We start from the raw sequence: 25906 nt of genomic DNA, 5'->3' as shown, positions 1-25906 counted from the left end.
CTCGGACGGTTTCCCGGCATGTATTCAGCCAATCGCGGCCATGGCCAATTCAATTTGACCACCAAAGGAGCGGGATATGCCCAGACAAGAAATCGAGCTCCCCTATCGCATCGACTATCTTTCTATTCTGGATGAACAGGGGAAAGTGGATCAAGATCTGGAACCGGATGTGGACAAGGACTTTTTACTCAAACTGCACCGCGGCATGCTGCTGGGGCGCAGGTTTGATGAACGATTACTGCAGTTGCAGCGTCAGGGCCGCATGGGTACCTTTGCTCCCATCACCGGCCAGGAAGCGGCGCAAATTGGAGCCGTAGCGGCGCTGGAAGATTCCGACTGGCTGGTGCCGTCTTTTCGTGAAATGGCAGCGGAAATATGGCGGGGTAAGACAATGGAGAATGTGATCCTGCTCTATGCCGGCTATAACGAAGGCGGTGCAATCCCCGATGGCCTGAACAATCTGCCCATAGCCATTCCGGTCGGAACGCAGACGCTGCATGCCGCCGGTATTGCTTATGCCATGAAGTATCGTCAAGAGAAGCACGTGGCTATGGTGTTTTTTGGAGACGGCGCCACGTCCGAGGGAGATTTTCACGAAGCACTCAATTTTGCCGGTGTATTTCAGGTCCCCGTCGTATTTGTGTGCCAAAACAACCACTGGGCCATTTCGATTCCGCGATCCAAACAGACGCGCTCCAAAACTCTCGCTCAAAAAGCTCTGGCCTATGGAGTGCCCGGCATTCAGGTGGATGGAAACGACGTCCTGGCTGTCTACTCAGCAGCCCGGGAAGCCGTCGAGCGAGCCAGATCGGGTGACGGGCCGAGCATGATCGAATGCGTCACCTACCGCATGTCGGTGCACACCACTGCCGACGATCCCAAGCGCTATCGCAGGGAAGAAGATGTGGAAGGCTGGGTCGCAAAGGACCCCATCACGCGATTCGAGAAGTACCTCAAGAGCAGGAAGATATTCACGGATAAGAAGATCGAAGCCATCGAAGCTGAAATCAAGCAGGAGATCAAGGAAGCCGTCGAGCGGTCAGAAAAGAAAATGGAAGAGCTGGGCGATCCTCTCCTCATGTTCGACCACGTCTTTGCAGAGCTACCCCCTTATTTGCGGGAACAGCATGAAGAGCTCCGCAAGGAATTACGGCAAGACAGCACCTAGCGCGCTCCATCACGACCGAAGAGAGCAAAAGGAGTGAGACCGATATGGCGAAGATGACTATGGTCCAGGCCATCAATCTGGCTTTGAAGCAGGAGATGGAAAAGGATGACAATGTGGTGGTGTTGGGCGAGGATGTCGGCGTGGACGGCGGTGTGTTCAGGGTCACTGAGGGATTATTCGAGCAGTTCGGCGAAAATCGGGTCATGGATACTCCCCTGGCCGAAGCCGGCATAATCGGCTTTTCCATTGGCATGGCCCTGTACGGCTTGAAACCGGTCTGCGAGATTCAGTTTTCCGGATTCACCTACCTCGGCTTTCACCAGTTGGAATCGCATGCGGCACGGTTGCGAGGACGTTCGGCGGGGCGTTTTACCGTACCTATGGTGCTGCGCGCTCCTTACGGCGGGGGAGTGAGAGCTCTGGAACATCACTCGGAGAGCCGTGAGGCCTATTTTGCCCACACCCCGGGTCTCAAAATGGTGATTCCGTCCAGCCCGCGCAATGCGCGAGCGCTCCTTGTCAGTGCCATACGCGACCCGGATCCGGTCGTTTATTTCGAGCCCAAGGCCTTATACCGGGCCTTTCGCGAAGAAGTGCCCGAGGACGAAGAGACCATGGAGCTCGGACGCTCGCGCATCGCTCGCGAGGGAAAAGACATCACTCTGATTTCTTACGGAGCTATGCTGCATGAGACCATGCAGGCGGCTTCCGCATTGCACCAAAAGCAGGGGATTGAAGCCGAGGTGATCGACCTGATGACCATTGCTCCTCTGGACGATGCTCTGTTTATCGAGTCCGCCCGCAAAACGGGCAGAGTGGTCGTCATTCACGAAGCCCCGCGCAGCTTTGGGCCGGGGGCCGAGGTGGCGGTCCGGCTGGTCGAGAAATCCTTCCTCTACCTGGAAGCCCCCATTCGCAGAGTGACCGGATTTGACCTGGTCATCCCGCTGTTCCAGAGGGAAAAAGCTTATCTTCCCGGTGTCGACCGGATCGTTCGAGCCGTCCGCGAAACACTCGATTTCTGATGTTCTCAAAGGAGTCGCCATGCCAAGAGAATTCAAGCTTCCTGATTTGGGAGAGGGCATTCATGAAGGAGAAGTCGTTGAAGTTCTGGTGTCGGTAGGAGACGCAGTTGAAGACGGCTCACCCGTCATGATCATTGAAACGGACAAGGCGGAAACCGAAATCCCCTCGCCTGTCAACGGCGTTGTCAAACAGATCAACGTGAAGGCGGGTGACATCGTCAAGGTAGGCGATGTGCTCATGGTTTTCACGGAAGCGGGGGAGGCGGATGCCAAAGGGGAGGCAAGGCCGGCCGGAGAGGAAACAAAACAGGAGGGTGCGGTCGAGGAAAAGGCGGCGCAACCGGAAAAGGAAGTAGAAGAGGAAGAAGGACAGAGAGAAGAAACGGCAGAGCAGCCCGGAGCCAAAGGATCGAAACCGGGACCGGTTCCAGCGGCTCCTTCCACACGGCGTCTGGCGCGCGAACTGGGGGTCGATCTGCATTCCGTAACGGCGAGCGGCCCGGGCGGCAGGGTGACGGCGGAGGACGTGCGCGCCTTTGCCGCAAGGGGCCAGCGCCCTCGGGAAGCACCCGCCGAGACTCCATCGACCCAAAGGGAACCCGCCGCCCCGCCGTCTCCGACCGAATCCGGACCCCTCCCCGACTTCACTCAATGGGGGCCGGTCGAGCGTCAGCCGCTGCGTTCCGTGCGTCGTGCCACGGCCAAGCGCATGGCCCAATCCTGGTCACAAATCCCCCATGTCACCCACGCGGATGAAGCCGACATTACCGGGCTGGAAGCCTTTCGTCGCAAACACAAGCAAGAAGTGGCTGCCCGCGGAGGGTCTCTCAGCCTGACGGTGTTTGCCCTGAAAGCGGCGGTGGCTGCCTTGAAAATGTTCCCACGTTTCAATGCCAGTCTCGATAGCGAAAAGGAAGAGATCATCCTCAAAAATTATTACCACATTGGAGTGGCAGTGGATACCGACAAGGGGCTGATCGTCCCTTCCATTCGCGATGTGGATCGCAAGAGCATTTTCCAGCTTGCCAGGGAACTGGATGAGCTGCTTGCCCGCGCACGTGAAGGAAAAGTCGATCGCGAAGACATGGTCGGAGGCACATTCACCATTACCAACGTGGGCCCATTGGGCGGCACCGGTTTCACTCCCATCATCAATTACCCGCAAGTCGCCATTCTGGGACTGGCAAAAGCGCGCTACCGGCCGGTGGTCATGGGTGAGGAAGGGGCATTCAAAATCGTTCCGCGACTCATCCTGCCGCTGATCGTGGGGTTTGACCACAGAGTGCTGGACGGAGCGGACGCGGCCCGCTTTATCAACACAATCATCTCCGCCCTGCATGACCCCGAACAGCTGCTCATGACAATGTGACAGGAGGATGACGCATTATGGTGATGGGAGAATTCACGCAGGAAGCGCAGGTGCTCGTCATCGGGGCTGGGCCGGGAGGCTATGCGGCCGCTTTCCGAGCCGCTGATCTTGGCCTTGAAGTCACCCTGGTGGATATCGCTGAACGACCCGGCGGAGTGTGCCTTTTTCGCGGCTGCATCCCGTCGAAGACCCTGCTGTACGTCTCAGAGTTGATCCACGATGCCGGGCGTGCCACAGAGATGGGAGTCGAGTTTTGCAAACCTGAGATCGATTTGGCCAGACTGCGCGCCTGGAAGAACGATGTCATCGACAAGTTGGCCAACGGCCTGACTCATTTGAGCAAGAAACGGGGTGTTCAGTTGATTCAAGGGCGGGTCAAGTTTGAAAGTTCTGAAATGGCCCGCCTGTATGATTCAAGCTCAGAAATCACGCACATCAAATTTCGTCACGCCGTCATCGCCACCGGGTCCAGCGCGACCGCCCTGCCCGGGGTTGAATTCAAACAAGACGGCCGTATCATGAGCTCGACCGGAGCACTGGAGCTCAGGGATATTCCGGACACGCTGCTGATCATCGGCGGCGGCTATGTCGGCGTCGAACTCGGTTCCGTCTATGCGACTCTTGGCAGCGAGGTGACCCTGGTGGAATGGCACTCCAGATTGATGTCGGGAGCCGATGGAGACCTGGTCGATCCGTTGGCCAGGAAACTGGACGGCTTGTTTCACGCCATCCATTACCAAACCAAAGCGGTTCACTTTGAAGAGCATGAAGACCATGTCGAGGTGGAGCTCCAAGGAACGGCTGCGGAAACCCGGCAAAAATTCGACCGGGTGCTCATAGCCATCGGCCGCCGACCCAATTCTACCAATCTGGGCCTGGAGAATACCCGAGTGCAATGGAATGACGGGGGGTTCATCATGGTTGACGAAAAGCAGCAGACCGGCGATTCAAAAATCCTCGCCATAGGTGACGTGACAGGTGGTGCAATGCTGGCTCACAAAGCCATGTACGAAGGTAAGATTGCCGCCGAAGTGATCGCCGGCCATCCTGCGGCTTTCGACGCGCAAGCTATCCCCGCCGTGGTCTTTACCGATCCTCAGATCGCCTGGTGCGGATTAACGGAAGAGGAAGCCGGACAACAAAATCGCCCGGTTAAAGTGACGCGATTCCCCTGGTCGGCCTCGGGTCGAGCCGCCTCCATGGGGGTCTCGGCAGGGATGACCAAAATCATCATCGATCCGGAGACGCAAAGGGTGTTGGGAGTTGGCATTGTGGGAAGGGAAGCCGGCGAAATGATCTCCGAGGGAGTACTGGCAGTCGAAATGGGGGCGCTGGCCGAGGACCTGGCTCTGAGCATTCATCCCCACCCGACCCTTTCCGAGAGCGAGGAAGAGGCGGCGGAAGCATTCCTCGGCAGTTCAACTCATATATTGCCGTCACAACACAAACAAAGGTAGTTGTGAAAATCCTCAAGCCAAAACCGTCATGCAAGCCCTGCTGAATGGAGAACCTCTGGAAGCTCGGTGGCTCGGCACCATGGACTACCAGGTCGCGCGCCGCCTGCAGGAAACACTTGCCCTGGATCGCGCCGCCGGCCTGATTCCAGACACTTTGCTCCTGCTGGAGCACCCGCACACCATAACGCTCGGCCGTCGCGCCAGAGAAGAACATGTACTGTTCAGCCGGGAGCAGTTGCGTGAGGAAGGAATTGCGGTTTACCACACCGATCGCGGAGGTGATGTCACATATCACGGACCCGGCCAGCTGGTGGGTTACCCGGTGTTCAATCTGCGCAACCGCACCGGCCGGGTCGGTCGGTACTTGAGGGATCTCGAACGGATGCTCATCAGCACCCTGGCAACTTTCGGAATGGCAGCCCAGGCCATGGAAGGCTTTACAGGAGTGTGGATCGACCGCAAAAAAATCGCCGCCATCGGAATCCGGGTTGATTCCAGGGGAATCACCGGGCACGGATTTGCCCTTAACGTGGCAACGGACCTGGGGTATTTTAATAAAATTGTCCCCTGCGGCATAGCAGATAAAGGAGTGACCAGCATGCAGCAGTTGCTGGGGAAGCCTGTACCGTTGCCCGAGGTGGCCCATCGAGTGGCGACGGCATGGGCCGCCATTTTCGGACAGTCTGCAGAGGGTCAGGACTGTCCAGAGACACCCCGGCATGATGAGGTTCGACGATGACAACCAACACTATTTCCCGGGAGCCACATGGCGATTCTCTCCCCAAGCCTGCCTGGATCAGGGTGAAACTGCCTGCGGGAGAAACCTGTGCACAGCTCAAGGCTTTGATTCACAGCAAGTCGTTGCACACCGTGTGCGAAGCGGCCCGCTGTCCCAACATGGCCGAGTGCTGGGGGTGCGGCACGGCCACGTTTATGATTCTCGGGGACGTGTGCACACGCGACTGCCGTTTTTGTGCGGTCAAACACGGTCCGGTTGATACCCCCGTCAATGCCTCATTCGAGCCGCTCCAGGTAGCACAGGCAGTTGCTTCCATGGGGTTGCGCCACGCGGTCATCACTTCCGTCACCCGGGATGATCTGGCGGATGGCGGAGCGGCCGTCTTCGCAGAAACGGTCCGGCGCGTGCGGGAACACGCTCCAGCCTGCACCGTCGAATTGCTGGTCCCGGATTTCCAAGGTAACGACGCTGCGCTGACAACGGTGCTCGAAGCATGTCCGGAAATCCTGGGGCACAACCTCGAAACGGTACCGAGACTATATCCGATTGCACGGCCGCAAGCCGATTACCAACGGTCCCTGCGGTTGCTGCAGTCGGCTAAATCAATAGACCCGGATGTCGCAACCAAGTCGGGCATAATGGTCGGCTTGGGAGAAACCTGGGAGGAAGTGCTCACGGTCATGTGCGATTTGCGCCGAATGAATTGCGATATTCTTACCATCGGCCAATATCTGAGCCCTTCCAAAGCTCATGTGCGGGTGCAGCGATACTATACGCCGGCTGAATTTGCGACCCTCAAACGGATTGGCCGTCGAACCGGCTTTTCTCACGTGGAATCCGGCCCCTTGGTGCGCAGTTCGTATCATGCCGAATCCCAGGCCAGAAAAAGTATCATAGCAAAACATAGAGGTGAAGAATGCATAATTTAGTCATTGTCTCCAACAGGGGACCCTACGGATTTACCGAACAGGTCTTGACCGATGCCGAACAGGCACTGCGCAAAGGTGTGCTGCCCAATCGGCCCAAATTTGGCGAGGGTGGACTCGTGCAGGCGATGGCCGGCCTGTTAAAGCCCGGCAGATGGAACCCCATATGGGTGGGGGCGTCCATGGGCGACAAAGACTCCGATGTGGCAAACGGCCATTACTCCCATTTGTTCGACAAGCTGTACCAGGAAAAAATCGCTCCGGAACATTTCCCGCACATCGATATTCTTCCCGATAAACGAATTCGTTTCACATTCAAAGAATATGACTTCAACATGCGCTTCGTATTCTTCGATACCGAGCATATGCACAGTTATTACAGCAAGTTTGCCAATGGCTTTCTATGGCCGCTCATGCACCTGACCAGAGAGCCGCTGTTTTACAAAATAAAGCGCGAATTTCCCAAACCGAGCTTTGAAAAGAGTGATTTTCTGCAGTACATGAGCAGCAGTGTCACCTTTGCCAACACGACTTTTGACGAAACCAGAAGAAACAGAAAACTGTGGCAGAAAGGCGACGACTTTGTGGTCTGGATTCAGGATTATCATCTCATGCAGGTGGCCGATGTCTACAAGACGCTGCTGGTCGAGGAAGGATTTTCCTGCGACGACAAGCAACGAATTCACGTCGGCCAGTTCATCCATACACCGTTCTTTAACATCCACGACATCCAGGGCCTCATCCGCGAAGACAAGAGAAACCGGCTCAAGGCCGAGCGATTTGACCCCTTCCCGGAAAGTGTCGAACAGGTCTTGAAACGGCTCACGTGGGGCATGCTGGCCAATGACTTCATAGGATTTCACACCAAGGAATACTGCGACAACTATCTGGCTGCGTTGCAGGAATGGTTCCCGGTCGATATCCGGATTGCCCAACAATTTTACGAAATAAGCCATTCAAACGGTGTCACCACGGTGGGCGCTTTTCCCATCGGCCTGGACGTCGATCGCATCATGGGCGAAATCGCACCGGACAAACGCCTCGGTTATGTCTGGCAAGACCACGACCTGCTTGCTCAAATCATTGAAGACAAGGGCCGGGGACGATACGTCTTCGGAGGTCTCGAGAGGAGAGACTACACCAAGGGGCTGATCGAAAGGCTCAAGATTTTTCAGCATACGCTGGCAATTCTCAGGGAGGCGCCCAAGAACAAGGAAGCAGACCGAAGGGACGCCCGACTTTACCAAGTGACCTCCCCCAGCCGCCTTGCCAACCCGGCCTACCAGAAGCTGAGCGACATGATGGAAAGGGAAGTGATCGAGGCAAACCGGAGAATGGCTCGCGAGATCGAGCCCATCATTCACATAGACAAGGGTGTACCGCCTCCAGAAAATTACAGATTTCTTCGAGAAACCGATGTCATGCTGGTGACCCCATCGGAAGACGGCATGAACCTCGTCGCCATGGAATACATCTTGTCGCAAAAATTCAAGGGAGCCGAGGAGCGCGGGCTGCTGGTGCTCGGCAACAGCGGCGCCGCACGAATATTCAAGAGCAGAGGGTTTGGCGAACAGGACGGCATCATTTACGTCAACGCCGCCAAAGCGAAGAGCGCCGGCGGCAAAGTGGCCGAAGCTCTATTGAATGGAGCCCGCTTATCCGAGCGGATCATCCGCTATGTTGAAACCGAATGCCGCGTCGATGATTGGGCGCAAAACAATATGGAAGCCATCCTCAACAGCAGGAAGGGAGATTGAGCGGCAGAATTCAAAAGGCCGTCCGCAGGTGGTGCTGTCCTCTCCCCACCCGCCTCTCTTGGAGGGAGAGGGGGCTTGGGCATGGGAGCTAACGTGATTCCTTGGGCAGAAAGACGCTGAAAACCGAGCCCTTACCCAGTTCGCTCGCCACGTGGACACGTCCGCCATGCCCTTCGACGATGGCCTTGACGGTTGCCAGCCCTATCCCGTAGCCGTCTCTTTTGTCGCCGTCCAGGCCACGATGGAAAAGGTCAAAAATATACGGCAGCTCTCTGGCATCTATCCCGACCCCCTCGTCACTCACTCTAATCACCACTTCTTCTTCTGTTTCGGAAGAACTGATCTGGACGTTGCCCTGCTCTTTGGAATACTTCAGGGCATTGTCCAGGAGATTGGTGAAGACCCGACGCAGCCGATTGACATCGGCATTGATGATGGGCAGGGGATCTTCAATTTTGAGCTCCATGGTCAGGCCCTTGGACGCAGCCCTGACCTGATAGGTTTCGTACAGCTCCATGAGCTCCTTATCCAGCGAAACAGCGCGAAAGTTGAGTTTGAGCCTGCCGGTTTCCAAACGGGAAAACTCGAGAAAATCATCCACCAGGGTTTCCAGCTTGGCCGCTTCCGTATTGATAATTCTCAGATATTCTTGTTTCTTCTGTTCATCCAGTGTGTCCGATTTCTTCAAGAGCCGCAGTCCAAGGCCGTGGATACCCGTGAGAGAAGACCTCATGTCATGGGCAAACATTGAGACAATGTTGGCTTTTTCACGTTCCAGAGCTTTCAGCGGAGAAATGTCGGTGATGACCGCGAAAGCGCCTCGGTAGTCACCGTGCGCATTGAAAATGGGCACTGCGGAAACCAGGCTGGCTCTTTTTTCGCCCCCTTTCCCCTGCCATGTCGCCTCATAGGAGCAAACATCTCCCTTTGTTGTCCTGACCATTTGATCACACAGCATGCTCAATTGGGATTCATCAATGAATTCCTGCAGCCGGTGTCCGACTATCTCACTGCGCTCGCGCCCGAACATCTCGCACAGCTTGTCGTTCACATAGGTGATAACACCCTCTTCGTTTTCCACCACGAGCCCTTCCTCCATGGTCTCTACCAGCTCCCGGTAGCGCTGCTCGCTTTCGCGCAACGCCGCCTGCACCCGCTTGCGCTCCTTGATCTCCCTCTCCAGTTCCTGCACCTTTTCTCTCAGTTCATGCGATTGCGCGACCAAAAGTTCCTCCCGCTCCTGGTAATAATCAACTTTTTCTTTGAGCTCCGTAGGAGAGACCCTCAGGTTGGCGAGAATTTCAGCGTACATTTTGGATAGATCCCGTCGTTCGCGCGGAGTGAACAGCGTTCCCTGCTGCATGGTGCGGTGCGCGGAAGCGGCACCGATGGAACCCGCCAGGTACCTCTCAACCGCGCTCTGCAGATCCACCAGTTCCGCTATGGTTATTTTGCTGCGACTGTCGAGGTCGGTTTCCACTATGGATTTCGTGACAATTGCCTGCGCCTCGGGCCCGGCAAAAAACTGGCCGAGCAGTTGTTCAATCTCTGCCCTCTTCTCCCGCAAATCGATATATGCCTCCCCATATCGAGCCATTCGCAGGGTGGGCGCTGCGTTCAGCACTCCGACAAAATCTTCCGTCAAACTCTTTTCTTCTTCGCTCTGAGCAAAATACAGGGAACCCAGCACAAACAGCCCGATATTCAGCACCATGCTCCAAACCAGGGTGTGACTCAAGGGATCCAGCCCGGTCAGCCCCAACAGCTGTTCCGGATGCAATAGCCGGAGGCCCCACGGCCCCTGCTCCAAAAGGGATGCAGACATCCACCCGTTGCGCACAAAAGACGGCAGCAACTGAGTGTAGCACCACACCATGAAACCGGCACCCAAGCCAAGCATGGCTCCCGCCTTGTTTGCTTTACGCCAAAAAATCCCGCCGAGAACCGCGGGAGCAAACTGCAGGACGGCGGCAAATGAAATGAGTCCTATGCTGACCAGCATATACGGCTGAAAGATCCACCGTTCGAACCCGTAGCCGAGTACTATCAAGCACGCCACGGCGACCCAGCGGCAACGCAGCAGATGACGCTTCAAGAAGCTCAGCCATTGCAGCCGCTCGACCAGCGGCAGCAAGAGGTGGTTGGTCATCATGGTGGCCAATGTCACCGACGTGATCATAATCATCCCGGCCGCCGCGGAGTAACCTCCAATGAAAACCAACAAGGTCAGCCACGGTTTTAGATGACGCATGGGCAGCAACAGAACGAATCGATCAGCTTCCTCGATCCCGTAGCCCTGAAGCAATCCCACCACAGCAATGGGAAGCACGAAAATATTGATCAACAGCATATACAGAGGGAAAAGCCACATGGCCGTGAGGATGTGCCGTTCGTTTGAGTTTTCCACCACCGCCACGTGAAACTGTCGAGGAAGCAACATGATGGCAGCCATTGACAGGATGAAATAACTCATCCAGGTGAAATACTCCGAAGCACCACCTCCCCAGGAGTTGATTCCATCCTGGATGGAATTCTCCGAGAATCGCTGGAAAATGTCGGAAAATCCACCGTAGAGAAAAAATGTCACAAAAATTCCCGCCGCCATAAAGGCAATCAGCTTGACCAGACACTCGACAGCCAGGGCCATAACCATCCCCTCATGCCGCTCAGTCGGGTCCAAACGCCTGACGCCGAGGACGATCGTGAACAGGGCGAGCAGGATAACCGTTATTGAGCCGAAGTTGGCGCTGAACCACGACGTCTGAGCGGCCTGCATCGGCGCACTGCCGGCAGCCGCTGAAGTGACGGTGGCAAAAGACGATAGAATTGCTTTCAACTGCAGCGCAATGTAAGGCAGAATCCCGACCAGGGCCATGATAGAAACGATGGCGGCAAGCGGTTGCGACCTGCCGTAGCGGGCTGAGATAAAATCCGCTATGCTGGTGATGCGATGGGTATTCTTGAGTCGCACCAGCTTGCGCAGAATAATCCACCACAGAGAGACAACCACTGTCGGGCCGAGATAGATCGGCAGGAACAGCATTCCTGAAGTGGCGGCTTTACCGACACTTCCATAGTAGGTCCAGGCGGTGCAGTAGACGGCCAGAGAAAGAGAGTAGACAACGGGATTGTTGGCGGGGCTCCTGCCTGTTTCTGAACGCCTCTCGACCCACAACGCGATCATAATCAGCAGCCCCATGTACAGGCAAATGGAGGTGAGAACAACAACTGGGTTTAGCATTCATAGTCCTTATCAAACGCCGTCTGTTCTCAGGTAACCTATACAAATAATGATCAAAACAAGGATAAATATGGCCCACATCAAAAACAGGTAGAGGAAAATATCCTCCAGGGTTTGCAGATCGAACAACCCCAGCAGCGGCCAGTTAAACAAAATAAACCCCAGCCAGGAAACCAGCAGCAGAAGCTCTGAATGCTTTAACAGCCGACGGATTCTGTTCACAAACCAGCCTCCTCGCGCAAAGTCTTCAGGTTTTCGATGAGTTCCTGTATGAAAGAGATGTCCCCACCCGCTATGGAAATTGAGTTATCAACCAAAGCTTTATGTTATTCTATTGGCTGCAGTGAATTTGGTCAACGGCAATTAAGGTTAGCATAAGTGTTTGATCAATCGCTTACATTTGCTGACAAAAGGGTCGAGATGACACACAAACCGATAGATATCCTCATCGCTGTCGACGGCTCGGAGAACTCCTTTGACGCGGTTCGCTATGTGGGACGTCTTCTGCCCGGCGGCAGAACTCGTGTGACTCTTTTCCATGTCTTCAATCCCGTTCCCGACAGCCTGTGGGAGCTCAACAGCACATCCAAAGAATCCGTTTCGACCGGTGAACTCACCTCCTGGAGAAAACTCTACAGGAGCTCGATCCAAGACTTCATGCAACGGTCCGGAAAAACTCTTCTGGAATGCGGATACAGTACCGACAATATTGTCATCGCGATCCAGGACTTGACCACCGGGGTAGCCAGGGATATCGCGGAAAAGGTAAACGAAGGATTCGACGCCTTGGTGTTGGGACGCAGGGGCCTGGGGCAATTGAAAGGTCTGATTTTCGGAAGTGTCACCAATAAACTCATCAACCACCTCAAACAGGTAACCGTTTGGGTGGTGGGCAACAGCCCCGGTACGGAGAGAATTTTGGCTGGAGTAGACGGATCGGAAAGTGCCATGCTCGCAGTCAACTACCTGGGTCATATCTTTGCCGAGCATCTTCCGGAGTTGCTTATGCTGTACGTCACCCTCGGTCTGGACGCTGCCGGCGAGCGGTCCTTCCCGCCCCAGGCAGGCGGGCGCGACCTTCTGCACCTGGCCAAGGAGCAGCTGCATCAGGCACAAGCCAGCATGCAGTTGCACTTCAAAGAGTGCATCGACAAGCTCGCCGCGCAAGGTGCAGATCCAGGCCGCATCAAGACGCGGATTGTCCCGGGAGTCTACAGCCAGGCGGGTGCCATATTCGGAGAGGCACTGACGGGCGATTACGGCACCATCGTGCTTGGTAGACGCGGCCTTTCTCGAGTGGAAGAATTCACCATGGGAAGCATCAGCAGCAAGGTACTGCAGTTGGCGGAAGAAATGGCCGTTTGGATTGTTCAATGAAAGAGCGGGCCAAGACAAAATCGATCATCGTTGGCCTGCTTATTGTTTTTCCCGTCGTACTGGATCACCGGCCGACCAATGATTAAAGTGCTGTCATGTATGAAAGGAGGTGAGCCATTATGGCACAGCAAACGGTAGCAAAGAATCAGGATAAAGTGGTCAACGGCGTGAATGTGACTCAGTTGTTCAATACCATCGATGCGGTCAAGGCAGATTCCGCGATCGCCAAATTTAAGTTTCGCGTCACAAACCAATGGATCAACGGCGGCCACAACCGCACAACCATTACCGATTTTTATGGGGCCAAACAGGAACATCGCCATACCGAACCTTTCGAATTGGACGAGGACGAACCTCAGGTGCTGTTGGGCGAAGATTTGGGCCCGAATCCGGTGGAATACCTGTTGACCGGATTAGCAGGGTGTCTCACATCGTCTCTGATCTATCACTCAGCCGCCAAAGGAATCGCTATACGAGGCGTACAATCCCGTTTGGAAGGGGACTTGGACCTGCGAGGCTTCCTTGGATTATCGAAGGATGTCAAAATGGGCTATGAAAACATTCGAGTCTATTTCAAAATCGATGCCGATGTCTCCGATGAACAAAAGGAGGAATTGATCCGCATGGCACAAAAGTACTCTCCCGTGTTTAACACGGTGTCAAATCCCACCGCGGTCACCGTAGAACTGGATAAACAATAGCACAACAGAGAAAGAAAGTCGGCAGCCCGTGAACAAGCTCACCTTTTCACGGGCTGCTCTCGTTTGGCCTTTCAGCGTGCCCCACATCGGTAAGCGCTACTGGCGCGAGACCATCCGTGACCATTCCTCAAGAAGAATTCACCCCGGAGATTGCGCGATTTCATCCGCAACCATCTGTCACGCCGAGGAAATTCCGGCGGCCAACCACGCCCTACAGACACGGTTTGCCTGTCAAATTTCCCCGTGCCCGACTCTATGGCAAATGTCGCAGCCTGTTGAAATGTTCGCTAATCGGTCTTAATTTATAAGGAGATTGTTTATTTACTCGGCAACGATAAACCCATCACCTTAAAGGCTCCAGGGAGCCGCCCGATTAGAAAGGATAACTTCACCAATGGCTATCGGAATCGAGAGGGCCGGCACACAGAAAAAAGCGAAAGATAACCTGCCAGGACGTAAAAAACCAAACGCTTTGGCATTCCACAAGGCAAGACCACGCTCCTTTGATACCCTCGGGCTTTATCTCAAGGATATCAAAGGCTACCCTCTGCTTACCCGCGGTGAAGAAAAGACCCTTGCCATACGCTACCGCGAGAAGGGTGACATTGAAGCCGCATACAAGCTTGTCATGTCCAATCTCAGACTGGTGGTCAAGATCGCCATGGACTTCCAGCGCTACTGGACGCAGAATCTCATGGACCTCATTCAGGAAGGCAATGTGGGGCTGATGCACGCCGTGCAAAAATTCGATCCCTACCGCGGCTACAAATTTTCCTACTATTCTTCTTTCTGGATCAAGGCTTACATAATCAAATTCATCATGGACAATTTCAAACTGGTCAAAATAGGCACGACCCAAGCTCAGAGGAAGCTCTTTTTCAATTTGCGCAAGGAAAAGCAAAGGCTCAAGCTGAAAGGCATCAAAGCATCGCCCGAACTGCTGAGTGCACGCCTGGATGTCAAAGAGTCGGAAGTCATCGAAATGGACCAGCGCTTGAATGGACGAGACGTTTCCCTGGATACACCGATCAAAGAGGATTCTACCAACACGCACAAAGACTTTCTTCCGGCAGAGACTCTGCCCGCCGATGAACAGCTGGCCGACAAACAGGCGAGAAGAATGTTGCACAGAGAGCTCATGAGTTTTCGCGAGCAGCTGCACGGAAAAGAGGCGGCCATCTTTGATAACAGGCTGCTCACGGAGGACCGAATGACACTGCAGGAAATCGGTGACCAGTTCGGCGTCAGTCGTGAAAGAATTCGCCAGATAGAAACCCGGGTTAAAGAAAAACTCAAGATTCATCTGGTGGAAGAAGTGAATGATCTGGATATGTTGCAACAAAGCCTTGTCAGTGCTTAGAAGCGATCGCAAAATGTCCCCTCCAGCGTCGCCCCGGCGCCTGCCGGGGTCTGGAAATACTCAGCAGTTCCATTTTTCTGACACCTCGCCAGCATCCCCCCGGAAAACTGGGTCGGCCATGTCGCTCGTGACTTGAGATCGGTGCACAACAGCTTCACATATTGCCCGTGTTATTTCCGTGCAGTTTTGGTCCGGATGCGCTATAAAGCTTCCTCCCCAAAATAACAGGTGTTCACTGTAAGGAGTCTGTGTATGGCAACAACGAGTTACTGGGCGGACAATTATGTGGAGAAGGCGCGAACTGTCGAGGAAGCCGTCAGCCTAATCCGATCGGGACAGCGAGTTTTCATCGGTTCCTCCTGCGGAGAACCGCAATGCCTGGTGCGGGGACTGTCACAAGCAGCGAACAATTTTACCGACCTGGAAATCGTCCGCCTGCTCTCTTTGGAGAGCACCCCACTCACTTTGATCGCAGCCAAGTCAAAAAGCCAGAGCTTAAACATCAGATCGTTCTACCTTGGTTCCGTCAGATCCAAAGAGCTGGCCAAGAATATGCGCTTTCTTACCCCCATCAACCTGTCGGAAGTGCCGCGCCTCTTCAAGAGTCGGTTGCTCCCTCTGCATGTGGCATTGATTCAGGTCAGCCCCCCGGATGATTTCGGCTGGATGAGTCTTGGAGTGTCTGTCGATGTGACCCTGGCCGCCGCCTTTTCCGCCGACCTGGTCATTGCTCAGGTCAATTCCAGGATGCCGCGGGTGCTGGGGCAGGGATTCATTCATGTAAACGATGTGGATGTTATTGTTGAACACGAAGAAGAACTGATCACCATCGGCGCCTTGCCGGAATCGGAGCCGGCCAACATCATCGGCCGGCATATTGCGAACCTGATCGACGATGGATCAACCATCCAGATCAGCCTCGGCACCACGCCCCAGGCAACCCTGTTGGCTTTGTCGGAAAAAAACGATCTGGGGGTTCACTCACAATTCCTCACCAATGACATGATGCACCTGGTCTCTACGGGCGTCATCACCAATCGCAAGAAGGGATTCAATGAAGGCAAACTGGTGGCCAGCATCGCAATCGGCACAACGGAACTGTATGACTTCCTGGATTCCAATCCATCCGTTGAATTTCACTCCTCAGACTATGTGAACGATCCGCGCATCATTTCCCGGCATCACAAAATGGTCTCCATGAACGTCGCCATGGCGGTGGATCTCACCGGCCAGGTCGCCGCCGATGCCCTGCCCTTCAACTATTATTCGGGGGTTTCCGGAACGCTCGATTTCATACGCGGCACAGCACTTTCGCAGGAAGGCAAATCCATTCTGATGCTCATGTCCACCACCAGCGACGGCAAAAAGAGCCGCATTGTCCCTCTGCTGCATGATACCGGGGTGGTGGTCCCCAGAGGCGATGTGCAATACATTGTGACCGAATACGGGGCGGTCAACCTGTTCGGCAAAAGTTACCAGGAAAGAGCCATGGCCATGATCAGTATCGCTCATCCGGATTTCCGTGAAGAGCTGTTCCACGCCGCCAAGAAAATGGGGCTGCTCGGTGCGGAACGTACTTTGAGCGAATCGATCCACGGCATATACCCGGTAAAGCTGGTGGAAACACTGGAAATTGACGGGGAAATGGTGACCATCAGGCCGACCAAACCGGTGGACGAAAGGGCCCTGCAGGAACATTTCTATACCCTCGACAAGCAGGATGTTATTTCCCGTTTCTTCCGCCCCAAGACGAGCTTTTTGAGGACCGACGTGGAAGGGATGTCACGCACCGACTACCAGAAGAATTTGACCCTGGTTGCCGTGGTGGGCGAAGTCGGATTCGAGAGAGTGGTCGGGGTTGGCGAGTATTACCTGGAAGAAGCGAAGAACATGGCGGAAGTGGCCTTTTCCGTCAGCAAAGACTGGCAGGGCAGAGGTCTCGGCAGGATCTTGATCAACAAACTCTCAGAGGCAGCCAGAGAAAACGGCATTGCCGGCCTGTTTGCCTATACATCACCCGAGAACCAGCGCATGATGAAACTGTTCATGACCTTGCCTTACAAGGTGAGGACGGTCATCGAGAATGAGTTGTTCCTCAGTTGCACGTTCGGCGAACCGAGTTGATTTCCACTCGGCCGCTCCCTCCGCCCCGCTCCCGAGCTTCCGAATACGGTCATTGTCGCACCAAACCGAGGTGGTGTTCGGTTTATCCGCAAGGTTGCTGGATGAGTTTATCCCACCCGGACTTCCCATAATACCGGATCGATCCCTTTTCTTTGACTATCGGGAATCCCGCCTCTTCCAACAATTTAACCAGTTCTGAGAACTTCACATTCCTTCTCCACCAAAACGGACTGAACGGCTCAATATCGGCGATAACCGGTGCGCCCGGATTGGTGCTGAGGCGACAACAAGCCTCTGAGCTTGACAAGCCAAAGACTGCGCATCCGGTTGATTGCTGCGTTCGGCCTCGACATTATTCACCGAAATCTGGCGGTTCCCAATTCTTCAAACGGTTAAAATCGTTCTTATCGCTGTAGTGCTTCTTTAAGTTGTTGAGCTGCCCCTCCGTCAACGCTGGTTTCATCTTGCGTGATGTAAGGGGACGCTATGTTGCGCGCTTGTATGGTGCGCCCTTCCAGACAGCTGCCCCGTTTGCGGGCAGCGATGCCGCGCGTCATGGCCGCACGATCTCAAATTCCGGCGTGGAGATTTCCCCCGGCATAGCGTCCCACAGTCTGTTGCAGAAAGCTGCGTTGATCTTGTATCGGCCGGGGGGAATGGTTTCTGGAAGCTGGTATTGAATTCCCAGCATCTCGCCGATGTCAGCAAACTCGGGGCAGTCGCCATCGGTTTGGCGGGCAAAGGACGGCTTGAAATCAGTGACCCATTGCATGCTGCCGTCGCGGTCAACGCGGTTGAGCACGAATTCTCTCTGCACTCCAATGGGAAACGCGGTCATGCGGATGAATCGCAGTGTCACGACGTCGCCCGGTCGATAGCGGTCAAAATCGGTGATCAGGCCGATCAATTTGTTGTCTTTTGAGATATCGGTGCCCACCCCCGAGGTGGTTTCATCCCAGGAGCGCGCAGGTCCCACATCCACGTGAACCAGTTGCCCGTGATAGTAGCCGGTACCCCCAAACCCGAGATCCTTGACATAATTCCACACCCGCTCGGACGGTACTTTGCCGATTTTGATATCAGCGGCCATGCCATACTGATGGAGACTCGCCTTGGCGGCCAGCCTGCCTTTGCTGCGCAGCTTCGTGTTGTATTGCGGGCTCCTCCAGCCCGATACGATTTGTATCCTAGCGCCCGGCTCAAGTCGGTCCTGCAGGAAGTCGATAAACTCAATGAGCCTCAAGGAGATCCTCGAGAGCGGCTCTCCATAAGGAGCTCCAAAAACGCCTTGAATCGCCTTGAGTGCCTCTTCATCATAGGCGCCGCCGGCAGCCCGATAACTGCCATCAAAGGTTGCTCCATTCTTGGGATTGAGCAGGTTGATGCGGCCGTCGCCGCCGTATAAGTAGCGGCTCGCAGACCCGCCGTCCGCCCAGCAAAAAGCGCAGGAAGCAAACAGGCAGGCCATTGAAAGTACCAACCTCTTGAGAACTCGCCATCGGCGCAGGCGCACCAGCAGTCTTTTCATTGAACCTCTCCAGCTGACAACGGAATCGAATCGCACATCCGGCAGAACCACCTGGGGCATCCACCCCCTCCATTTTCACCAAGGGAAACCTCGGTCGTCACCCTGAACTCCTATAACGCATCCCATTTGCAACAACCAACGATTTTTGTTATCAACAGCCATAACTTAGCATATATTGGAGTTTACTGATAGGGCCCTGAACGGTGGCGTAATGATTTTCTTTTGCCGGGGAGTCGAAATGGCTGACAAGAATAAAGTACAGGCGGTGGTTGACTACTTGCGAGCGGAATTCCCACAATCCAACATCGAGGATTGGCCTGTTGCCGCAAACCAGACCCATTTCTTTCGCATCACGGACGAAAAATCATCCTTTCAAACCGAGGTCTTCGAGAGCTTTCTAGCCCAACATGATGCAGCTTCAATTGCCGACAGGCTGCGCAAATTTACCCTTGCGGAACATCTGCGCGAACTTCCGACCCATGTTGTGCTGGTCACCGAGGTTGGTCTCAAGCTTGATTATGAGTGAGTCATGCAGGTCATTCTTGGTTGCACCGACCGTCAGTCAACAGCTTCGCTGGCCATGCCGGGGCAGAAATTGAAAGGGAGTGGGGAAAATCATGATTTCAAGGATCGACCATGTTGCGTTGGCCGTAAGAGATTTCGAAGGGGCGGAAAAGTTTTTTCGATCCGTCCTGGGAGCGATACCTGGAAGTGAAGGTGGTGACGAAGAGCTCAAGTTTTTCTGGAGGATTTTTTCCCTTGGGGATCTCAGCCGACTCGAGATTTTGACGCCGACCCGTGAAGGGAGCTTCCTTGACAACTTTCTCAGACGCAGCGGCCAGGGTGGAGTGCACCACATCACCCTGCAGACGCCAAGCCTGGCCGCGGCCATGGAGTCCCTGCAACGTCTGGGCATCCCTTATTTCGGCCACAAAGAACATGGTGACAAGTGGAAGGAGTTGTTCATCCATCCCAGGGACGCCTTTGGCGTGCTCATTCAAATCGCAGAATTTCGCGCTGACGAGTGGCTCAGTGAATCGGTCAACCTGCCGCAGGGGAAGAAGTGGTCGATCGAAAAGCAGGATGACCGGTTTGTTTTACATTTTGCCCACCCCGGTGGAGGCAGAGTCACCCTTCATTTTGAACGCGGCCAACTGGAGCAAATGCTCAGAGAAATAGGAAAAGTGATGGAGCAAGCGTAACTCGGAGATGCTTGGCAGCGATTATCGCTACCGGAAAGCCAGAGGAGGCCGCAGCTGTGTGGGATCTGCAAGAGTTGAAACGCCACCGGGAAGTCATTGATCAGCTGGACTGGGACATGACACCCGAGAAAGCAGTGGAGACCTATTTGGAATGGGGAACGGGATGGTCCAGAAAAGGCGAATTCGTGCGCTATGACGGTCAAATATCCTATTATTTTGTCATATATGACTGGGAAAAGCCGTTGCGGGTGACCCTGGTACGAAGAGACGTTGAAGGAATGCAGGAAATCGCGGCCATTGATGCGCCCCAGGAGTTGATCCAGGCGGCCATATACCAGGGAGGGAAAAAGCCCGGAGTGGGCGTCTATGCCATCACTGACGAACTGGCCAACTGGCTCAAGAATGCTCTCTACAGCTGATACAAATGAATTTGCCACATGATAATTCGGGCACAACCGAGAGCGACCAGGTGCAGAAGCGCCGCGAAGCTATCCTGGAAGCCATTAGTTTTGCGGCCGAACGGTTTCTGAAAACCGAGCCCTGGCATGCCAACCTGCCCGAGATACTTGAAAGACTCGGGCGTGCCGCCCAGGTCAGCAGAATTTATATTTTGCAAACCGAGACCGATCCGGACGCGCCGCTTTCAAGCGAACAACCCCACCACCCGATTGTGCACGAAATTGTCTTCCCCAGCCAGGAACCATGCACTGAGGGTGTCCATTTGCAGGACCGGCAGACAGCCAGATGGCTGGAATTGATGCGCCAGGGACAGTCTATTCGAGGGCTGGTAAAGGAGTTCCCGGAAGATGAAAAGCAAATTTTGCTCTCCCAGCGAATAAGATCCATTGTCACCGTACCGATACTGGTTGAAGAGAATCTATGGGGGTTCATCGGTTTCGACGAGTGCGCGGTGGAACGCGGCTGGTCAAACATCGAGGTTGACACCCTCAAGACGGCGGCCAATCTTATCGGCGCAGCGATTCAGCGTGAAAAGTCCCAGGCCAAACTGCGTGAGAGCGAGAACAGATATAAAGAATTGGCCGATTTACTGCCGCAGCCGGTTTTTGAAACCGATCTGGAAGGTCGACTCACTTTTGTCAATAAGAGTGCCCTGCAGCATTTTGGTTACACCCAAGCAGATCTTCGTAACGGGTTGAACGTCTGCGACATGTTTGATTCCAAACAGCGCGAGCAAATCAGCGAGGCGATGCGCCGGCTGTTGTTGGGAGAAGGCGTGGGCAGCACCGACTGTCATGCCGTGCGCAAGGATGGCAGCACATTCCCGGTGCTCCTGGAAGTGGCCCCGCTCTGTCGAGCGGGCCTGGCCGTCGGGCTCAGAGGGATCCTCATCGACATCACCGAGCTCAAACAAATGGAAGAAATGCTGAAGCAAAGCGAGCAGCTTTACCGCATGATTTTTAATCACTCGCCGGTGGGGATCATGCAATTTAATCAAGATGGGATCGTTGTCGCCTGCAACGATAAATTCCTGGAAATCCTCGGGCAAGAAAGGGATACGGTAATCGGCGTCAATTTGATAGAATCGGTGCAGGACGATGCACTAAAGCAAGTTGTGCGGACATCCCTGAAGGGGCAGACGGGCTGTTTTGAAGGAACCTATACGCCGCCAACGGGAAACGGGTCGTCCCTCATCAGAACCATATTCAGCCCGATCACATCGGAAAACGGCGATTTCTTGTGCGGCCTCTGCATCGCCGAAGACGTGACCGACCAAAGATGCTCCGAGCAGGCTCTTAGACACAGTGAGGCCCGCTACAAGGCGATTGTCGAAGATCAAACGGAACTGATATCACGCTTCACACCCGACGGGGTGCTCACCTTTGTAAACGACGCCTACTGCCGATACTTCGGCGAAGCCGCAGCGCAATTGATCGGCAACAATTTTTGGCATCATGTCCCGGCGGAAGATCAAGAACGGTTCAAAAAGCACCTGGAGAACCTGAGCTGCGAGAACCAGGTCGCCACCATCGAACATCGGGTGTATTCTTCCTCGGGTGAAATTCGCTGGCAGCAGTGGACCGATCGAGCCATACTCGATGAAGCGGGCAACGTCATAGAAGTGCAGGCGGTGGGCAGAGACATCACCGAGCGCAAGAAGGTCGAAGAGGCGTTGCTCGAGTCGGAGAAGCAAATGAGATACCTGTCCGCACAGATTCTAAAAGCCCAGGAACAGGAACGCCAGAGGATAGCCCGGGATCTGCACGACAGCATCATTCAGTTGTTGGCCACCATAAAGATCAACTTGCGGGCCGGCCTGCGGCGCATAAACTGTGACCGCCATGAGGACACCCGTGAATCGTTCGAGTCCATCGTCGCCATGGTACAGGAAGCCATCGAGGAAGTGCGCAGGGTTTATACCGGTCTGCGCCCTTCTATGCTCGACAACCTGGGCATTCTGGCAACCCTCTCCTGGGCATGCCAGGAATTCCACGAGATGCATGCCGCAATCCGCGTGGAAAAACGCGTCGATATTAGCGAAGAAGAAATTCCAGACACCTTGAAGATCGTCGTCTACAGAATTTTGCAGGAAGCTCTCAATAATATTGCCAAGCATAGCCGTGCAGATCTGGCGGACATTTCGTTGCGCAAAGAGGACAACAAGATCGAGCTGAGCATTAGGGACAATGGCTGTGGATTTGACCTGCAGGAGGTGCTCTCGCAACGGAAACTCAAGCACAGCCTGGGACTCGTGAGCATGAAAGAACGCACCGAGCTCGCCGGGGGATCATTCCTTATCGAATCGGCCCCTGAGCGGGGAACGACCATCACCTGCGTGTGGCCGGCACCCACCTGAAAGACGCCGGCCGGCGGGCATGAGCCACCGGCGGGTGGAATGCGCTGCGGGGAAGGACGATCTGCGTCATGAATGGGATGATCTTTTGACCTGCGGAAGCAGGCAGGAAAACAGCAAGCTCACTCCCGATGCCGCCAGTGCGGCCAGAAAAACAGGCTCTACCCCCTGTGCGATCGCCTGCCGGAAGGCCCCCTGCAATTCCTCCGACATCAAGGCCTGGATGTGCGGCTGAAAAAGACTCTGGATATTCTCGGCGAAGTCTCTCGGAAGGGACTGAAGCAAGGCAGCACCTTGACCCCCGGCCCCCAGCACCGCCATCCCCTCGGCGAGCGACGTCGACACGAGGCTCCCGGCAACACCAATGCCTATAGTGCCGCCCAATGTCCTACTGAATTGATGTGAAGAGGTTGCAACTCCCAGGTCCGATACTTTCAGACTGTTTTGCACCATCAGCAGGGTTCCAAGGGAGACAAATCCCATGCCGAGCCCGGCAATCGCCAGCACAATGGAACAAACCCACAGGGGAGTCGTGGCTGCAAAAATGAGAGGAATACCCGCCCCGGTCATCAGAAGGATCGCTCCAAACAGGCTGAAAGGTTTTTCCCGGGCGCGATTGATCAGTTGTCCACAGACCAGCGCACCGCCGGACCAACCAAGGCTTAACGGAATCATGGCGAGGCCGAGTTGAGCAGGGGTCCTGCCCAAAGCCCCCTGGATGAAGAGGGGCATGTACGCCGACAGGGAAAATATGGCGAAACTGCTGAAAAACGCCGCTCCATTGGCCACACTGAAGCCGCGTATGCGGAAAAATTTCAAATCCAGTATCGGCTCTCTGGCCCTGACTTCCGCCGCCCAGAACAGCACACCGGAGATGACCGCAACAACAAGAATGCCCAAGATTTGTGGAGACATCCAGGCGTAGCTCCGGCCGCCCAACATGAACACAACGAGCAGGGTGAGCACCAGCACGGATAAAGCAGCCGCTCCCAGATAATCGATCGCGACTTCTTGTTTCTTTTCGCGCAGATCAGTCAGGTAGAGCCCTATACCGAGCAGCGCCATGGCGCCCAAAGGAACATTGATATAGAAAATCCAGCGCCATGAAAAATAGGTCACGATAAACCCGCCCAGAGCCGGCCCCAAAACGCTGGCGATACCCCATACAAAGCTGACCAGGCCCATCATTTTGCCGCGCTGAACCGGTGCGGAAAGATCTGCAATCACGATGTAGGCAAGGGCGAAGTTTCCTCCGGCCCCGATTCCTTGCAGGGCACGAAAGAAAATCAGTTGAGTCATGCTGTGGGCGGCCCCGGCCAGCACCGAACTGACGAGAAAAACCGATATGGCGAACAGGTAAAGCTTCCTGCTGCTCAGCAAATCGCACAACTTGCCGAAGACAGGCAGAGAAATGGCTCGGGTGAGAAGATAGGAGGAAAAGACCCAACTATAGAGGTGCAGCCCGCCAAGTTCTGAAACGATGGTGGGCATTGCGGCACCTACCACCAGAGCATCCAGCGCGCCCAGAAAAAGAGCCAGAAGAGCCGCACTGACAACCATCACTCGTTTTTTGCGGCTGCGCATCAACTGGCGCGCTTGGACCTCCTCTGCCGTCAATCGGGCTTCGCCCAGGAAGCTTTCATATGATTTTAAACCCACCACTACTGCAGCATCCGGTTACTGAAAGTGAGCATCGCGCTCAGTCACTCCCGAATTCCCGCACCAGCGCGTCGACCTTGCCGACATAGGCGCCAATGTCGCATTTCCTTTCTAAGCCGGCAGCGGACATATAGCGCACCTTACCGAAAACAGGGCGTTCTTTCCAGGGCCGATCGTGCAGCCCAAAAATCCATGCCACACCGGCATACGAGTTGGCATCGCGACCATCCAGAAAGTATTTGTTGTTGAGGGCCAGAGCGACTTCGAAAGCCTGTTCCGGATCGGCACACCATTCCAGAATCTTCTTGCCCCAGTACATGCGCATGTGATTGTGCATGTAGCCGGTGATGCGCATTTCCTTCATGGCGGCATTCCAATAGGTGTCATGGGTCGCGGCGTTTTCCAACTGTTCCCTGCCGTAGAGGAATTCGCGCTCGTCACCTGCATGTTCGCCAAGGGTCTTGCGGCACCATTCCGGGATGCTCGCGAATGAATCGTATTCCCCGGTATAATGAACGAAGTTGCAGGCCAGCTCCCGGCGCACGATGAGCTCCTCCAGGAAGGCGGCACGATTCCCCTCGCCGCCGTGTTCCCATTCTGTCACCTGCATGGCCAGGTAAACGGGCGAAATATGGCCAAAATGCAGGTACATGCTCAGACAGGAATTGGAGTCGGTTTGGGGTTGACCGCGGTTTTCGGAATAGTGAGAAAGTTTTTTCTGCAGGAACGTCTGCAGATGTCTCTTGGCCTGAGCAGTCCCCCCCTGAAAGATGGCATCCACTGGACCGACTGACCGATCCAGCCGCAGGTCATTTAACAAAACATCGGTTTCCTGCAGATTTAAACCGGTAAATGCCAGGTGCAAAGAGCTTCTGGTCAACGGGCGTTCATCGAGACCCACCAGGAACCGATCGACCAGCTTCTCGAGCTTCGGGCGAATGGTACGTGCAGCATATTCGGCCTTCCCCGAAACCGTCTCGACCGGTACAACCACATCCGATTCAACCTGCACCACGCGGCATTCGGCTCTATCAGCAACCTCCCTGCGCCATGCCTTCTGATGGCGCAGGTAACCACGATCACACACAATCAGCGCAGCTTTTCCACCGGCCAGCACGGCAACCTCCGCCGGACTGCCGCGCTTCACCAGCATCTTGATTCTGCGCGCCGCCAGGCTCTCCTGCACATCCTTGAGCCCTTCCAGCAGAAAGCGGTAATGGCGCGCGTTGCCTTCGGGGTAGTTGTCCATCAGCCCGAATACCACGACCAGAGGAAGGTCCAGCTCATTGGCGAGCTCAACGCCGTGTTCCAGGGCATGATTGAATTCAGCCCGCTGAGATTGCTGCATCCAGTAGAGCACATATTCTCCCGCCCTCACCGGACCATCCTTCAACACTTGGATGCGTTCTCCTTGGATGCCTTGTCCTCCCATTGAAGCTCCTTCCGCTACACGTTGAGCCA

20 protein-coding genes are annotated in these 25906 nt (G+C 54.9%); 15 read left to right on the top strand and 5 right to left on the bottom strand.

All coding sequences use genetic code 11. From position 1 onward, the window contains the following. The first annotated feature begins 76 nt into the window (after positions 1–76). Genes pdhA through K1V27_RS08055 form a run of 7 tightly spaced genes read left to right on the top strand, consistent with a single transcriptional unit; the run spans position 77 to position 8441 of the window. Positions 77–1168 carry a pyruvate dehydrogenase (acetyl-transferring) E1 component subunit alpha gene (gene pdhA / locus K1V27_RS08085; protein ID WP_258929151.1) on the top strand — a complete coding sequence of 364 codons (1092 nt, stop codon included), beginning with the start codon at positions 77–79 and terminating at the stop codon, positions 1166–1168. 44 nt (positions 1169–1212) lie between these two features. After that, positions 1213–2193 (top strand): alpha-ketoacid dehydrogenase subunit beta, encoded by a 981-nt coding sequence (locus tag K1V27_RS08080; RefSeq protein ID WP_258929150.1) that lies wholly within the window; start codon positions 1213–1215, stop codon positions 2191–2193. A gap of 19 nt (positions 2194–2212) precedes the next feature. Continuing rightward, positions 2213–3562, top strand: coding sequence for a dihydrolipoamide acetyltransferase family protein (locus K1V27_RS08075; protein WP_258929149.1), 1350 nt, complete (start codon positions 2213–2215; stop codon positions 3560–3562). Positions 3563–3579: 17 nt separating this feature from the next. After that, positions 3580–5019 carry a dihydrolipoyl dehydrogenase gene (gene lpdA / locus K1V27_RS08070; protein ID WP_258929148.1) on the top strand — a complete coding sequence of 480 codons (1440 nt, stop codon included), beginning with the start codon at positions 3580–3582 and terminating at the stop codon, positions 5017–5019. Positions 5020–5047: 28 nt separating this feature from the next. Then, positions 5048–5758, top strand: coding sequence for a lipoyl(octanoyl) transferase LipB (gene lipB, locus K1V27_RS08065; protein WP_258929147.1), 711 nt, complete (start codon positions 5048–5050; stop codon positions 5756–5758). Next, positions 5755–6687, top strand: coding sequence for a lipoyl synthase (gene lipA, locus K1V27_RS08060; RefSeq protein WP_258929146.1), 933 nt, complete (start codon positions 5755–5757; stop codon positions 6685–6687). The genes lipB and lipA overlap by 4 nt, the downstream gene beginning before the upstream one ends. Further along, positions 6675–8441, top strand: a complete 1767-nt coding sequence (locus K1V27_RS08055) for a trehalose-6-phosphate synthase (protein WP_258929145.1) — start codon at positions 6675–6677, stop codon at positions 8439–8441. The genes lipA and K1V27_RS08055 overlap by 13 nt, the downstream gene beginning before the upstream one ends. An 88-nt stretch (positions 8442–8529) precedes the next feature. Here the strand turns inward: K1V27_RS08055 and K1V27_RS08050 are convergent, their stop codons facing one another. Then, the gene (locus K1V27_RS08050; protein ID WP_258929144.1) at positions 8530–11682 is read right to left on the bottom strand and encodes an ATP-binding protein; all 3153 of its coding nucleotides are present in this window, start codon (positions 11680–11682) and stop codon (positions 8530–8532) included. 12 nt (positions 11683–11694) lie between these two features. Continuing rightward, positions 11695–11904 carry a hypothetical protein gene (locus K1V27_RS08045; protein WP_258929143.1) on the bottom strand — a complete coding sequence of 70 codons (210 nt, stop codon included), beginning with the start codon at positions 11902–11904 and terminating at the stop codon, positions 11695–11697. A gap of 198 nt (positions 11905–12102) precedes the next feature. Here K1V27_RS08045 and K1V27_RS08040 point away from each other — a divergent pair, with 198 nt between their 5' ends. The 4 genes from K1V27_RS08040 (at position 12103) to K1V27_RS08025 (ending at position 17244) form a co-directional block, all read left to right on the top strand. Next, on the top strand, positions 12103–13059 hold the full coding sequence (locus K1V27_RS08040) for a universal stress protein (protein WP_258929142.1): 957 nt from the start codon (positions 12103–12105) through the stop codon (positions 13057–13059). A gap of 119 nt (positions 13060–13178) precedes the next feature. Beyond that, entirely contained in the window at positions 13179–13760 is a 582-nt protein-coding gene (locus tag K1V27_RS08035) for an OsmC family protein (RefSeq protein ID WP_258929141.1), read from the top strand. A gap of 394 nt (positions 13761–14154) precedes the next feature. Then, entirely contained in the window at positions 14155–15120 is a 966-nt protein-coding gene (locus K1V27_RS08030; RefSeq protein WP_258929140.1) for a sigma-70 family RNA polymerase sigma factor, read from the top strand. Between the two features lie 252 nt (positions 15121–15372). Beyond that, on the top strand, positions 15373–17244 hold the full coding sequence (locus tag K1V27_RS08025) for a GNAT family N-acetyltransferase (protein ID WP_258929139.1): 1872 nt from the start codon (positions 15373–15375) through the stop codon (positions 17242–17244). A 553-nt stretch (positions 17245–17797) separates the two neighbouring features. On the opposite strand, the gene K1V27_RS08020 is transcribed toward K1V27_RS08025, so the two are convergent. Next, on the bottom strand, positions 17798–18772 hold the full coding sequence (locus K1V27_RS08020) for a YcbK family protein (protein WP_258929138.1): 975 nt from the start codon (positions 18770–18772) through the stop codon (positions 17798–17800). 238 nt (positions 18773–19010) lie between these two features. Between K1V27_RS08020 and K1V27_RS08015 the strand changes: the two genes are divergently transcribed. The 4 genes from K1V27_RS08015 to K1V27_RS08000 all read left to right on the top strand — a co-directional run bounded on the left by K1V27_RS08015 (position 19011) and on the right by K1V27_RS08000 (position 22789). After that, positions 19011–19298 carry a hypothetical protein gene (locus tag K1V27_RS08015; RefSeq protein ID WP_258929137.1) on the top strand — a complete coding sequence of 96 codons (288 nt, stop codon included), beginning with the start codon at positions 19011–19013 and terminating at the stop codon, positions 19296–19298. Between the two features lie 91 nt (positions 19299–19389). Continuing rightward, the gene (locus tag K1V27_RS08010) at positions 19390–19974 is read left to right on the top strand and encodes a VOC family protein (protein ID WP_258929136.1); all 585 of its coding nucleotides are present in this window, start codon (positions 19390–19392) and stop codon (positions 19972–19974) included. Between the two features lie 56 nt (positions 19975–20030). Further along, entirely contained in the window at positions 20031–20393 is a 363-nt protein-coding gene (locus tag K1V27_RS08005) for a DVU0772 family protein (RefSeq protein ID WP_258929135.1), read from the top strand. Between the two features lie 5 nt (positions 20394–20398). After that, positions 20399–22789 (top strand): sensor histidine kinase, encoded by a 2391-nt coding sequence (locus tag K1V27_RS08000; protein WP_258929134.1) that lies wholly within the window; start codon positions 20399–20401, stop codon positions 22787–22789. Between the two features lie 66 nt (positions 22790–22855). On the opposite strand, the gene K1V27_RS07995 is transcribed toward K1V27_RS08000, so the two are convergent. Continuing rightward, positions 22856–24445 carry an MDR family MFS transporter gene (locus K1V27_RS07995; RefSeq protein WP_258929133.1) on the bottom strand — a complete coding sequence of 530 codons (1590 nt, stop codon included), beginning with the start codon at positions 24443–24445 and terminating at the stop codon, positions 22856–22858. Positions 24446–24485: 40 nt separating this feature from the next. Further along, positions 24486–25877, bottom strand: a complete 1392-nt coding sequence (locus K1V27_RS07990; RefSeq protein ID WP_258929132.1) for a deoxyribodipyrimidine photo-lyase — start codon at positions 25875–25877, stop codon at positions 24486–24488. Positions 25878–25906: the final 29 nt, after the last annotated feature.

The sequence above is a fragment of the Desulfoferrobacter suflitae genome (assembly GCF_022603395.1).
Lineage (GTDB): Bacteria > Desulfobacterota > Syntrophobacteria > Syntrophobacterales > Syntrophobacteraceae > Desulfoferrobacter > Desulfoferrobacter suflitae.
Note: the sequence above shows the minus strand (reverse complement) of the source record. Positions and strands in the feature narration are given on the sequence as shown.